The sequence below is a fragment of the Priestia sp. HNGD-A6 genome (assembly GCF_045784335.1).
In the GTDB taxonomy this organism is placed as follows: domain Bacteria; phylum Bacillota; class Bacilli; order Bacillales; family Bacillaceae_H; genus Priestia; species Priestia zanthoxyli.
Map to the genome: position 1 here is coordinate 1,664,849 of NZ_CP138621.1, position 14,275 is coordinate 1,679,123.

The 14,275-nt window shown below is 38.0% G+C and carries 10 protein-coding genes; all 10 read right to left on the bottom strand.

Annotated features, from left to right (window positions below; translation table 11 throughout):
* Positions 1-2,727, bottom strand: coding sequence for a glycosyltransferase (locus tag SCI76_RS08455; protein WP_407545141.1), 2,727 nt, complete (start codon positions 2,725-2,727; stop codon positions 1-3).
* 76 nt (positions 2,728-2,803) lie between these two features.
* The gene (locus SCI76_RS08460; RefSeq protein ID WP_407545142.1) at positions 2,804-4,087 is read right to left on the bottom strand and encodes a glycosyltransferase; all 1,284 of its coding nucleotides are present in this window, start codon (positions 4,085-4,087) and stop codon (positions 2,804-2,806) included.
* 52 nt (positions 4,088-4,139) lie between these two features.
* The gene (locus SCI76_RS08465; protein WP_407545143.1) at positions 4,140-5,393 is read right to left on the bottom strand and encodes a glycosyltransferase family 4 protein; all 1,254 of its coding nucleotides are present in this window, start codon (positions 5,391-5,393) and stop codon (positions 4,140-4,142) included.
* Between the two features lie 66 nt (positions 5,394-5,459).
* Positions 5,460-6,341 carry a UTP--glucose-1-phosphate uridylyltransferase GalU gene (galU, locus tag SCI76_RS08470; protein WP_209368451.1) on the bottom strand — a complete coding sequence of 294 codons (882 nt, stop codon included), beginning with the start codon at positions 6,339-6,341 and terminating at the stop codon, positions 5,460-5,462.
* Positions 6,342-7,007: 666 nt separating this feature from the next.
* Positions 7,008-7,718 carry a CpsD/CapB family tyrosine-protein kinase gene (locus tag SCI76_RS08475; RefSeq protein WP_279400977.1) on the bottom strand — a complete coding sequence of 237 codons (711 nt, stop codon included), beginning with the start codon at positions 7,716-7,718 and terminating at the stop codon, positions 7,008-7,010.
* Entirely contained in the window at positions 7,708-8,460 is a 753-nt protein-coding gene (locus SCI76_RS08480; RefSeq protein WP_394530598.1) for a YveK family protein, read from the bottom strand. Before SCI76_RS08480 ends, SCI76_RS08475 begins: the two co-directional genes overlap by 11 nt.
* A gap of 132 nt (positions 8,461-8,592) precedes the next feature.
* Positions 8,593-10,341 (bottom strand): phospho-sugar mutase, encoded by a 1,749-nt coding sequence (locus tag SCI76_RS08485; protein WP_397377800.1) that lies wholly within the window; start codon positions 10,339-10,341, stop codon positions 8,593-8,595.
* Positions 10,301-11,308: a mannose-6-phosphate isomerase, class I gene (gene manA / locus SCI76_RS08490; RefSeq protein WP_394530595.1), complete on the bottom strand. Its 1,008-nt coding sequence runs from the start codon at positions 11,306-11,308 to the stop codon at positions 10,301-10,303. The genes SCI76_RS08485 and manA overlap by 41 nt, the downstream gene beginning before the upstream one ends.
* Before the next feature lie 32 nt (positions 11,309-11,340).
* Positions 11,341-12,726, bottom strand: coding sequence for a sugar phosphate nucleotidyltransferase (locus SCI76_RS08495; RefSeq protein WP_407545144.1), 1,386 nt, complete (start codon positions 12,724-12,726; stop codon positions 11,341-11,343).
* Positions 12,727-12,803: 77 nt separating this feature from the next.
* The gene (locus tag SCI76_RS08500) at positions 12,804-14,243 is read right to left on the bottom strand and encodes a glycosyl hydrolase (protein WP_394530593.1); all 1,440 of its coding nucleotides are present in this window, start codon (positions 14,241-14,243) and stop codon (positions 12,804-12,806) included.
* Positions 14,244-14,275: the final 32 nt, after the last annotated feature.

Genomic DNA, 14,275 nt, shown 5'->3' on the forward strand with positions numbered 1-14,275 from the left:
TTATTTACCTCCGCTTAATTGTTGGAATAAAAGCTGGCTGTGAGAACGCCCTTCTTCTTTTATAATATAATTAGAAATTTGCTTGGCTCGTTTATTTCCTGATGCAGGATGTTTTTCCAGCAAATTAATAAGTGTTTGTTCTTCTTCCGCTCTTTCTCCAAATAAATCTTTTTTGTGATTAATTGGTCCTTCATTGTAATGCTTTGAGTAAAATTCATCATAATCAAATTGATAGAAGAAAACCGGCTTATTCATATAGGCAAAATCAAAAGATACGGTTGAATAGTCTGTAATCAATATGCTGTGCCGCTTTAACAAGCTTTGAACCGTTTCTTCCCCTTGTCTGGCGATTCGAATGCGCTCTCCAAGTACAGGAAACGATTCGATTAATTGCTGCATCTGATAATGCGGAAAAAAAGTAACCGTTAAGTCTCTTTCTTCAAGAATTCGGTTGAAGTCTGGATTTTTAAATAACGACATGTATCGATTCCAGTAGTCGGACTCAAACAGCTGTTTTTCTGTTTTGATCCAGTTTCTCCACGTGGGCATGACAAGAATTTCTTTTCCTTTACTTGTATCCTGTAAGGCATCCCACCGCGCCAAGCCTGTCACAACCACCTCATTATCTTCATAGCCAAATTCTTTCACGATGTGTTTCTTTTCAAATGGGGAAGACACAACAAACTGGCTGTAGTTCATTCGATTTTTATGCAGCACATGATTCACTCGGCTTACTCCGATGACACCATGCTGAATAAATACCTTCTCATTTTGCTGCCACTCGGGATAGTACTTAATAATATTTTTATACGCGGTCGTGTACATATTTGAAGCTTCTGAGTAACTGTTAATCGTCTTATGTGAAACAAGCAAATACAGGGTATGCTTCAAGCTGTTGAAGTGTACAATATTGCCCAAATGCTTAATCCGCTGATAATCTTCTGCATTTTTATCGATTACGTAGTACGCATTTTGATGCTTATGATTGGTTCGAATATACGTATATAAATGATAGGAATTATCCTGAGCCGTATCTTTTCTTTCTCCGATTAACCATATACTTTTATTTCGGTACAGCCGATTGAACAGTTTATATAACACAATAGCTGAAAATGTATGATAGTCTCTTTTCTTAAGAAAGCTCACGTCATATCTTACCGCTCTTTTAATCCCGGTTAATTTTGATATACACTTCTCTAAAAAGTTCACTTTTTTTACACGAACGTTCATCTGTGAATTTGCGCTAAAAGAAGCTGAGACTTCTACATTGTGCGTAATATTCGGTTTTGCATGATTCCTAAGCTGTGCCAGGATCACCTGCAGTGGCTCGTCAACTGCTTTCCCTCCAGCTTTCAAGCGTAAAAACACGTTCCAGCTGCCGTTTTGCAGAAGGTTTACTAGATTAATTGTGATTGTTTGAAAACCGGCATGATGATAGTTAATTTTGTTATGAGCAAATAAATAACTTACATCTGTACGCAGCTCGTTTTCGAGCGAGATAATTTTGGTTTCCATTTTGGATTTAAAGACAAGTTCTTTTTGTATGTCCTCTGTAGATAGGCCTTTTACAAATGCATATCCCCCGATGGTAAGATTTGCGCCTTCTAATCTGATTACTTCAATGCGATGCTCTGCTTGCAAGCTGTGTATTTCCAGCCACGGCGCGTAGGCAGGATACTCCTCTATAAGCTTGCTGTACACTTTTTGATTTTGCTGTACAAGTTCGTTTGTAAACGAATCTTTACAAAAGCTAGATAGAAGCTTAACAAAGGGTTCATAATCTTTTTGTATAATTATCTGAGAGAGAAGCCTGTTTCTGCTATCTAATTGATCTAGCAAGCTTTTTTCTGTAAGAATATGAACAAATGCATGGCTGACAGTAAGAAGCTCATGTAATTGTTCTTTAGAAAAAGCAGCGGCTTTTCGAAAAAGCGAGCTGAGAAAAAAATCAAGCTGGCGCTTTTCGATATGGACAAGTCCATTCTCTCTATGTAATGGATGGTAAAATTGCTTTAACTCTTTTTGAACAAGGACTAACTGTTCAAAAAAAGCCAGCGTTGCTTGCTTGGACAGCGTCTGTTCTTCTTCATTCACCCGGTAGTACAAAACAGGGTAATCACACATAGCCGTCTTATTTGAAAGATGAAGAGCGTTTTGTGCAAAAAGTAAATCTTCACCTATTTGAAGGTTTTCTTGGAACACAATCTTTTGCTGAAGCAGCCATTCTCTTCTAAACAGCTTATTGCTCACAGAAGGTGTAAGATGCAGCTCTTGATGGGTAGAAATATGCCGTACGGCAGGAAGGCCTTTTGCAAAGACTTTCTTCATATAAGCCAAGTGCCAAATGCGGTACTCGTTAAAACATTCAAAATTCCCTACAGCAGTGTCTGCATCCGATTTCACTGCGGCTTTATACAGCCTTTCATAGGCATCAGCCGGTACATAATCATCTGCATCTAAAAAGGCAACATACTCGCCTTTTGCGTAAGATAAGCCTTTGTTTCTCGCCGAGCTTACTCCTTTATTTTCTTGAGTGAAATAACGAACATGAGGATGTGCTGCAGCATATCGGCTTGAAATGATGCAGCTGTTATCTGTTGACCCATCGTCTACAATAATGATTTCAATTGGCTGCAGAGACTGATTGATAACAGACTCAATACATTGAGAAATATAGGGTTCTTTATTATAGTTTACAATCACGACGGTGACTTTATATTTACTCAAGTTGCTCATTCCTATTCTTGTAAAAATTAGTGATCATGCTGCACACATTTAGAAGGTTAAAATTCTAGCTGACATACTATGCCAGCTTTTTGTAGATATCAATAAAAATTTCTTTTTCATTATTCCAGTTGTATTTCTCGCGAGCCTGGTAGCAATTACGGCTCATTCGTTCACGTTCTTCAGGATGATCAAGCAAGTAGTTAACGCCATTGGCAATCGACACTGGATCATGTGAGTCAACGCACACTCCAACTTTCTCTGATTCTACTACTTTTTGAATTTCAGGAAAGCTGCAGGCGATAACGGGAACCGCACTCATCATATACTCAAATAATTTGTTTGAAGACGCTGAATAATGGTTAAAACAAATATTATTTAAGACTTGGAAACCAAGATACGCGTTTTTCGTATAATGCATAAGATCTTCCACCGGTACTTTTGTTAAGAACTTAACACGATCTTCAAGCCCTTGCTCTTTTACCATTTTCTGAAGCTGCGGTTTGATACGACCGTCACCGATGAATACAAGCACGCCTCGTTTGAACAGCGGTGCTGCTTCTACCAGCTTATCAAGGCCTCTACCAACTTGAACACCGCCTTGATATAAAAGGATTGGTTCAGTAGAAGGAATATCGAGCTTCTCATGAAGATCAACAGATTGACTCAGCTCTGGCTTCACAACAAACGGATAGTTATGAACAACCTGGGGATACAGCTTGTACAAGTCTTCCGTATATTTAGCACGCGTATGATTTTCAGCAATCATCACATCCGTAAACTTAATATAAAGTTTTTCCATTATTCCGTAAATAGGACTGTTGTACCCAGTGCGGCTTGTTTGCACTTCGTGAGAATCATAGACTAGCTTTTTCCGGCGCAAAATTTTTGCACATGTAATGCCTTGAGGAAGCGTATTTAAATCATTCGAATGATAAATATCATATTTCTTTTTTAATCCGTATTTCACCATTTGACTTGCAATATACCCTCGAACCATAAACGTTCGAGCTTTTGGCGTCACAAACAGTCCAAGAAGAACAGCTACTAGTAACGTGATGACTGTTAGCTTCCATAACCCTAGACCAAGTATAACTAATGCAAGCAGCTGCAAAGGAATACTTTTTTTCAAACGTCGAGCGGCTCCAAGAAGCATTTGTAATAACGGAAACTGGTTATTTACACGAATAACGGTAAACCCTTCCTTGCGCTCTTCTTTCTTTTTAAGCTGTGGATTTTTCCGGTCGTGAATCGCAATAAGGTCCACATTGTAGCCGGCTTCTACCAATGAAGAACATTCTCTTAAGACGCGGGCATCATTGGTAAAATGATTCCACACAAACATACATACGTTCTTAGACATCTTTATCCTCCGTCATTACTTTTAAGATATTCATAGTGAAGAGTCTATGTAATTATAAAACTTCGGCTTTTTCTCTCGCTTCTACAGGAGCCACCTCTTCATATGTAGATACTCTGTTTTCAATTAAATTGATTAACACATTGATATTTCGTTCCCACAGAAAATGCTTCTGAACATACTTTCGACTGTTTAGTGCCATTTCGCTACGAAGAGAAGGTCTTTGATACAGGTATAGAATGTGTTTTAGCATTTCTTCTGCCTCATGGGACTTTGCCACAATTCCTGCTTCTGTTGTTTCAATGATCGTTTTTGCATAACCTGATACGGCTCCAACAATAGGAAGACTGCACGTCATATAGTCGATAATTTTTCCAGGCAATACCGTTTCAAATACTTCCTTGCCGTTAAGCGTAACAATTCCAATATGATGGGTTGAAATTGTCTTTAAACATTCTTTACGGGTAGAAGGCTTCATAAAATTCACGTTAGAAAGATTATGTTCTTTCGCAAACTTCACAAATTCCCGCTTTTTAAATCCGTAGCCCATCACCGTCAGCTGAATATCATACTCATTTAGTTCTTTCGCTAGTTCCATTAAGATGGTGACGTCTTGAGCCAAACCAATATTTCCTGCGTACATGACTTTAAAAGGCCCGTCACCTGATTCAATTGGAGAAATTTCTTCTTGGCGAGCAGCATTTGGCATAAAAGAGATTTTGTTTAGAGGAATATGGTAATTACCGATGATAAAATCTTTGAAGCGCTGACTGTTTACGATAATTTTATCGGCTTTTACATACAGCAGTTTTTCTAACCTGCTGAAGATATAAATAATAAACCAATAATTAAATACTCCGACTCCCTTTAATGATTCCGGCCACAAATCTCTTATATCCAGAATCATTCTTGTCCGGTACCGATACTTTGCTACTAACCCTACAACCGCAATAAAAATAGGCGGCGACGTGACAAAAATAACATCATATTTTTTACGGTCAAATAAAATAAATAAAATCATGCGAAACGCAATTTCTAAGTAGTACCATAAGCGATTAATAATGCTTCTGGAGTATTTGCGATTGGCTACTTTCACTCGTGTAACATCATTTTCTTCATCTAATGAATCATCGTCCCAAAACTGCTTATCGCTATAAATTTTCTTATTGGGATACGTTGGTTCAGTTGTCAAAACATCTACATCATAATCATTTTCTTTTAAGAGCTTATATACGTTTTTCATCCGGTTTCCGGCGCTTCCGATTTCTGGATAAAAATGCTGAGAAATCACAAGTACTTTTTTTGTCATTAAGCTTCACCCCAATACTACTTAACCGGCAGCCTACTCACATAAGCTACCGGCAGGTTTCTCTGTTTACGCTTTGATTTGCTGATCTTTTAACAGCTGCTCCATAAATACAAGAAGATCTTTACGCAAATCTTCGTGCTGAAGAGCAAACTCCAGTGATGTTTGGATAAAGCCTAATTTTTCTCCTACGTCATAGCGCTTGCCTTCGAAATCATACGCAAACACGCGCTGAATTTCATTTAGCTTTTGAATAGCATCGGTTAATTGAATTTCTCCGCCCGCTCCGATTTCTTGCTCTTCTAAAAATTTAAAAATCTCAGGAGTGAATACGTAACGACCCATAATCGCTAAGTTTGAAGGTGCTGTACCTGCTGCTGGCTTTTCAACAAATGACTCTACTTGGTAGCGGCGGCCTTTGTTTGAAGAAGGATCTACGATACCATAGCGATGCGTTTCATTTTCAGGAACAGTCTGCACACCGATCACTGAAGATAACGTTTGCTCATACTCATTCATTAATTGACGCAGACAAGGTGTTTCTGCCTGTACAATATCGTCTCCTAAAAGAACAGCGAACGGCTCGTTGCCAATAAAGTTACGTGCACACCACACCGCATGCCCTAATCCCTTTGGTTCTTTTTGGCGAATATAATGAATTTCAACATTTGAAGACTGGCGAACTTTCTCCAGCAGCTCAAATTTACCTTTTTCAGCTAAGTTTTGCTCTAGCTCAGGAGCGTTATCAAAGTGGTCTTCAATCGCACGCTTGCCTTTACCCGTTACGATAATAATATCTTCAATACCTGACTCAATTGCTTCTTCAATAATATATTGAATAGTAGGCTTGTCTACAATCGGAAGCATTTCCTTTGGCATTGCCTTTGTAGCAGGTAAAAAACGTGTCCCTAACCCTGCTGCTGGAATGATCGCTTTTCTTACTTTTTGCATGTTATGTTCTCCTTTATTATGTAGTTGTGTTTGTACGACCGTTTTCGCTAAAAACCGCGTCCACTACCCGTATGTTGACTTCATTAGATAATTTTTGCACTAAAAGCAAAAAAGAAGGATGACCTGGTTTGCACTTATAAATCTGTCCAAACTAGCTATCTTTTCTTTTACAAAACGTTCTTTTTTTCTACACATATAGTAATATATCTTTTTCCTCAGTACGCCATTACATGTTAGAACGCAAAATAACATGCTTCACTATGTCAGACCTTCTGACACAGCTGTTTCAAGCGTAATTCCATCCATCTTATCAAGTAATAAGCCTGGATGCATATAGGAAAAAGGTGTCAAATTAAAATAATAATGATATTTTCATCTTTCTTTCGTATGCCTTAAGACCTAACAAAAGCAATATTCATATTAGCACATTACAGTAAGTATTTCTATGTCTTTTTTTGTCGAAATTTCTACCTCAGTAAATGTAACACTTTCTTTCCTTATATAAATTGCTAAGGAAAAATTAGGTGCGTAACACCTTTCAAGCTAAAAAAGAAGCCTTTCAGAACTTAAAAGGAGCCTGAAAAACAGCAAACAAAAATAAGGCGCCGAAACCGCTTTGGTTTCGACGCCTTATCAAAAAGTCTGCCTGTTATTTAAGAAATTAGGTTAATTACTTCCATAATAGTAGTAATAATTTCCTTCTTCCATTTTACGATTATTAAGAACCGCTCCAAGCAATTTCGACTTTGCCTGCGTTAGCAATTCTTTTGCTTTTAACGCTGCATCTTTTTCCGTTTTTGAACTGCTTACAACTAAAAGAGAAGCATCTACTTGATTGGCTAAAATTTGAGCATCTGCTACGGCTAAAATCGGCGGTGTATCAAAAATAACCATATCAAATCGCTCCTTCATCTCAGCAAGCACCTCTCCCATTTGCTTAGAAGCAAGAAGCTCAGAAGGATTGGGAGGAATCGGGCCACTCGTTAAGACGTAAAGATTCGGCACTTCCGTACTTTGAACCGCTTGTCCAAGCGCTGACTGTCTCGTTAACACGTTGGTAAGACCCGTATGATTTTCGAGACGGAACGTGTAGTGTGCCGTTGGCTTTCGCAAATCTCCATCGATAAGCAGCACGTTCAAGCCCTGCTGTGCATAAACAGCAGCTAAGTTAGCAGCTGTTGTGGACTTTCCTTCAGAAGGTCCGCTCGAAGTCAGTAAAAGAGATTTAATCTCTTCGTCCGTTCCTGAAAACTGAATGTTTGTACGAATCGTACGATACTGCTCAGCCACCGGATCTTTCGGGCTGTTATGAGCGAGCAGACGTCTTTTTAACGTCAGCATTTTATCATTTCTTTGCTCTTTCGTTTTACGAGCCAAACGTCTCACCTCTTTGCGGTACGCGAGCAGTTAAATCCGGACGCTGTACGTTGGTTGCTTTTGGTACATCTTTAATCGTTGTAATAACTCCCATAACAGGAAGTTCTAAAATGTTTTCGATATCCTGCTCTGTTTTTAACGTATTATCCAAGTATTCCAGTAAGAACGATAGACCCACACCTACCATCAAACCAACAACAATAGCAATTGCAACGTTTAATAAAGGCTGAGGTTTCACAGGGCTTGGGTTTTCGCCAAGCGCTGCTTTTGACAGCACTTTTACATTGTCCACGTTCATAAGCTTAGGCACTTGTTTTTGAAAAACAGAAGCCGTTGTATTTGCAATGTCAGCTGCACGCTTCGCACTTGTATCTTGTACGACAATCTCTGCTACTTGAGAGTCCTTGGCATTTGTTACTTGAATTTTACTGCTTAAATCTGCAACAGATTCATCAAGCCTCAATTCTTTAATCACTTTGTCCAAAATGGCCGGACCTGTAATAATATCATTGTACGTGTTAATAAGCTGCACGTTCGTTTGAACGGTTTGATTACTATATAATTGCTGATCATTTTTTGCTTGATTGACTAAAATCTGCGTTTTCGACTCGTACACAGGCGTTAAAACAAAAAAGCTAATTACGGCACTTACAGTTGCTGCGATAATGGTAATGAGTACAATAAGCCAAAGACGCTTACGAAGCACTGCAAACAAGTCTCGCAAACTAATATTCTCTTCCATAGTTGACCTCCGAACTTAGTAACTTCAAAAAAATTCAATCTACTATTCATTATAATTGACAAAACCTAAATTTACTATATTCTTCTGTAAATTAAATGAAATCCTTACATTTCTTACTTTTACTTTCAATCTTTATATCGACACCGCAATCGGTTTTTTTACTCTTTCCATGACTATTTGTTCAATTTTTCTTAAATACTTCTCACTTTGACTCAATGATTCTTTCTTCACACCAAAATAGAACTTCGCTTTCGGCTCTGTTCCAGACGGACGAATCGTAAACCACGTGCCGTCTTCAAAATGATACTTTAGTACATTGGAGACAGGAAACGGCATAGACTCAGTCTTATCTTCTTTTACATGCACGCGCTCACCTGATTGATAGTCCTCGATACATGTAACGGCGATTTCTCCCAGTTCTTTAACTGGATTCACTCGAAACGCATCAACTAGCTTTTGAATTTGCTCCGCTCCGTCTTTTCCTTTTAGCGTAATAGATCGCAGCGATTCTTTGTAATACCCGTATTTGCTGAAAATATCAAGCAAGCCATCATAAAGAGACTTTCTTTGAGCTTTGTAATAAGCCGCGACTTCAGCTGCAAACACAGCTGATTGGACCGCGTCTTTATCACGTACAAAATCTCCAATTAAATAGCCGTAGCTTTCTTCATAGCCAAATTGAAATTGATAGTCGCCGCTGCTTTCAAATTCATGAATTTTTTCGCCAATAAATTTGAATCCTGTTAACGTATCAAATGTTTTTAAATCGAAGCTCGAAGCAATGGCACGGCCAATTTCTGAAGTTACAATTGTTTTCACAACCGCTCCGTTTTCAGGCAGCACGCCTTGTTCTTTCTTTTGAATCAACAAGTAATGAAGCATCAGCGCCCCCAGCTGATTGCCTGTTAAAACGACATACTCCCCGCTGCCATCCTTCACAGCAACGCCAAGGCGATCCGCATCGGGATCAGTTGCCATTAAAAGATCGGCATCTATTTCTTTTCCGTATCCGATGGCCAGTTCAAAAGCCGCGTGCTCTTCCGGATTCGGTGACTGTACAGTCGAAAAATCAGGATCTGGAAGCTCCTGCTCTTTTACCACCGTTACGTTAGTAAATCCAAATGCCTTTAGTCCTTCACGAACCGGCTTATTTCCCGAACCATGCAAAGGAGTAAAAACAATTTTCAGCTCATTTCCTGCTTCTTCAACAAGCTTACGATTTAATTGAATTGTTTTTAAGTCCTCTGTATAAGCAGCGTCCACTTCCGCTCCTATATACGTTAATAATCCTTCTGCTAAAAGCTCTTGCTCTTCTTTTACAGAAATCGATAACTCATTTTCAACACGATTCATATGTGAAATAATCTTATCCGCAGCTGCCGGCGGAAGCTGACCGCCATCTTCGCCATACACTTTATAGCCGTTATATTCAGGTGGGTTATGGCTTGCGGTAATGACGATTCCCGCAAATGCATTTAAATAACGCACCGCATAAGAAAGCTCAGGCGTTGGACGAAGCTCATCAAATACATAGGTTTTAATTCCATGCTGCCCCAGCACTTTTGCGACTTCCAAAGCAAATTCAGGGGATTTATGACGAGAATCATAAGCAACAACTACACCCTTTTTCTTTGCTTGTTCTCCACTTTCTTCTATATAACACGCAAGGCCTTCCGTTGCTTTTCTTACCATGTATACATTCAAACGGTTCGTTCCAGCTCCAAGCTCTCCGCGCATGCCGCCCGTACCGAATTCCAGATTTTTATAAAATGCGTCTTCTGCTTGTTTGTCATCTTCTTTCATTATAAGGAGCTCTTCTTTTAACTCGGCATCAAGCGCATTAAATGTTAGCCATTTGTCTAGCTGTGTTTTCCAATTCATGATGTTGACCTCCTTTATGGTTCGGATGAGATGCAATAAGCTGAAGGGTTCCTTTTATGGTGAAGGAATCTACATGATTTGGGAGGATAAAGTGATCACCTTTTTGCAAAGCGTATTCTCCGTCTTCCGTACAAAGCGTTCCTTTTCCTTCAATAACGCTGGCTAATAGAAAATGTGCATCTTGCATCAATTCCATTTCCGTCTTCACATCCCATTTGTAGACCGTAAAATAATCTTCTTCTACAAACGTAACGATGGATCCACCGCTCATTTTTATAAACGCAGGCTCCACTTTTGATGTGATGTGGGGAACGGTCGTGACTTCAATTGCCTTTTCCAAGTGCAGCTCACGCAGGTTCCCGTTCTGATCACGACGATTGTAGTCATAAACGCGATAGGTTGTGTCTGAGCTCTGCTGGGTTTCAAGTACAAGCGTACCTTTACAAAGCGCGTGAATCGTACCGCTAGGAACATAGAAAAAGTCACCGGGCTTGATTTTTACACGCTGTAATAAATCATTCCAGTGACCTTCATCCACCATATTCATAAATTCTTCTTTACTTTGTGCACGGTGCCCCAAAATCATTGTGGCACCTTCTTCGCAATCTAAAATATACCAGCACTCTGTTTTTCCAAACTCGCCGTTTTCAAATTCATTTGCATATTCATCATTTGGATGAACCTGAATCGATAAATCTTCGTTCGCATCTAAAATTTTAGTTAATAGAGGGAATTTTTCGCTATCGAAATGTCCAAATATCTCTGGATACTCATCCCAAAGCTCGCTTATCGTTTTGCCCGTATAATCCCCTTCCCGTACAACACTCGGACCATTCGGATGAGCTGAAATTGCCCAACATTCCCCGGTTTGATTAGAGGGAGTTCGATAGCCATAGACCTTACTTAATCTGTCTCCCCCCCAAATCCTCTCTTGAAATAATGTTTCTAGAAAAATAGGCTTTTTCAACTTTCTTGCATCTCCTCTACTTTACATGTTACCTAGATTTTTTTAACTTTAAGTACATAGTCTTGAATTTCTTCCCAAGTCATAAACAACCTTACAATATCTTCTTCAATTAGTTGAGAACCCATCTGCACTTCAATAATTTCTAAGTCAGTAATAGCTTTAACTGCATGCTTATCTCCAGCTTGAATTTGTATAACATCGCCTGGTTTGACTATCTGCATTCGATCATTTAAAATTAATTCGCCTTTTCCTTTAATAATAGTCCATGTCTCATTTCTATAATCATGGAGCTGGTAACTTAAATTTTCTCCTGAAGTAATGCAAACTCTTTTTGTTAATACTTCTTTTTCACCCTCTAGTTTTGTATAGTCAAGTACTCGATACCATCCCCAACGTCTTTCTTCATACATAGGGCGGTTATCAAATTCCCCTACTAATTCTTTAATTCGAGGACTAGCTTCTTTGTCAGATACTAAAATTCCATCTGGACTAGCTGCTACAATTAAATCTGTTGCACCTACTACCGTAACTGGAATATCTAATTCATTAATTAAATGAATGTTCTTACTGTCTTTACTAATAACACCCTTACCAATTTGAGTTGTTGCCATTTCCTCCGTTAACGTGTTCCAAGTCCCTAGATCTTTCCAATAACCATTATAAGGAAGCGCAACAATATTTTCTGTTTTTTCTACTACCTCATAATCAAAACTAATCTTAGGAAGTGTTGCATATTGGTTTAATAATTTTTCATATTCAGTGGGGAATCCTTTTTCCTCAAGAATTGAAATTACATATCCCAGCTTAAAAGCAAACACTCCACAATTCCACAAAGCTCCTTCTCCAATTAGACACATAGCTTGCTCTTCATCCGGCTTTTCAGTAAAGCGATTTACTGTAAAATGTTCTTTATTACTTTTTTCAGAATTAGGAACAATATACCCATATTTAGATGATGGATAAGTAGGAGTAACACCGATTAGAGCAAGCTGAGCATTACTTTCCTGTACAACTTTCTCTAAATCTTTGACCCTATCAAAAAATTTATCGTCCACATATGGATCTACTGGTAAAATAGCTACCACTTCATCTAATTCTGCTTTTTGAACGCTATATACATAAGTAGCTGCTAATGCAATGGCTGGAAACGTGTCTCTCCGACAAGGCTCAATAATTAAGCCAGCTTGATTATCAAGCTGGCTTTTAATCATATCTTCCTGTGATTTTCCTGTTGCAATAACTGTTGAATTCGCTAAGCCTACATTAGTGATTTGCTTCCAGACTCGTTGAACCATAGATTCTAAACTTCTATCTTCACTTTTGCCTTCTAATACTTTTAAAAATTGCTTCGATCGAGAATCATTTGATAAAGGCCACAGACGCTTACCTGAACCACCAGACAATAAAATTAATTTCAAATTGTTACCCCCTATTTTTCATTTTATATACCTTCGTTATTTAAACTTAACTCCTCAGCCCTTAATGGTTACTTCACTTACTTTGAATTATACACTTTGTATTTTTGAAGCTTATCTAATGTTATTACATAATCATTATTATAAACGTCAGATAAATGTTCCAAGCTGTTAGTCTTGCCATCTTTTAAAAACTTATCCTGCCAAGTTAAAAACCAACTCCAATTAACCTGATATTCTTTTAGCAAATCCGGGTCAGGAATAGGTCCATTTTCAGATAATGCTACTAGCTTTTTATCATGTACTAGTGACATTAATTCAGCATATTTTTCAATTTGAGGTCTATAATCACCCGCATCTGGATACGAATCGTAACTAACGATATCTACGTATTTGTTTCCTGGATACCATTCTTTAGAACTGGAATTCCAAACCCAAATTACATTATTTATTTTATGATAGTTAGTAATTCTATCGTATATAAGGCGGTAAAGCTCTTTAGCTGGTTCTGGACCTTTTGCTCCCCACCAAAACCATCCACCTTCTGCTTCATGTAATGGACGGAATAGTACAGGAACATTTGCTTGTTGTAATTTTTTTAATTGCAAGGCAATTGCATCTATATCCTTTAATAATAACTTATAATCTTCTGACGTTGGATGTGATAAAGCATATTGGATGTTAAAGGTGGTTGCTTTTGTTCGAAAACCCTCGCTCCATTCCTTTCCTGGCTCATCTATTAAATCCTTAGGTGCATTCCAATGCCAGCTAAAGCTTACTATGCCTCCTTCTTGATGCCATTTTATTGCTTCTTCTGTCTCATTTGACTTTACTCCTCGCCTTACCCGAGAAAGAGAATAATCCCTAAAGTCAAAACCTACAACAGCTGGCTTTTTTCCTAAATGCTCATCTATCCATTCGACTTCCTTTAGACCTTGCTGCCCAGAAAGAATGCGACTTTTTTGAATACTAACTAAAAATTTCATAAGTTTTTTTGTTTCATTGTTAGCCTTTTTATTTACAAGTTCATCATTTATAGTTGATTTACCTTTCACTGGGAAATCCTGAATTCTAATATAATCTATATTGTAAAAACCCCATTCGGAAATAAGCATAATATTATTTTTTCCCTTTTCAAGAGAAAAATTCCCCACTGAAATTTCCTGGAAAGTATTTAGTGCGGGTAAAGAAAATTTCCTTAAATAATCTCCATTTACATTAATTAATGTATATTTCTCACCAGAGGCTTTGGGGATATAATATTTAATACTGATATTATATATTCCTTGCCGAGGTACATTTACGTCAAATACAATATTATCATCTGATTTGTTAAATTTAGTAACATAGCCTTCGCCAGAGTAATTCTTAATTTTATTATCAACTTCAACCCCAGATAATTTAGCTTCTTCAGCTTCAAAAACTTCATTATATTCAGTACTTCTTAAAGTATTAATTGCAAGCCCCACGATTAAAGCTAAAGTCAGAGAGAATATAATTACATTTAACTTAAACTTCAAATGTTATCCTCCTCTATTAACTCTAAAAAGCA

Coding starts and splice junctions, on each gene's coding strand:
- SCI76_RS08460 (WP_407545142.1), bottom strand. CDS start 4,087: ATGTCTAAGAACGTATGTATGTTTGTGTGGAATCATTTTACCAATGAT.
- SCI76_RS08465 (WP_407545143.1), bottom strand. CDS start 5,393: ATGACAAAAAAAGTACTTGTGATTTCTCAGCATTTTTATCCAGAAATC.
- galU (WP_209368451.1), bottom strand. CDS start 6,341: ATGCAAAAAGTAAGAAAAGCGATCATTCCAGCAGCAGGGTTAGGGACA.
- SCI76_RS08480 (WP_394530598.1), bottom strand. CDS start 8,460: ATGGAAGAGAATATTAGTTTGCGAGACTTGTTTGCAGTGCTTCGTAAG.
- SCI76_RS08485 (WP_397377800.1), bottom strand. CDS start 10,341: ATGAATTGGAAAACACAGCTAGACAAATGGCTAACATTTAATGCGCTT.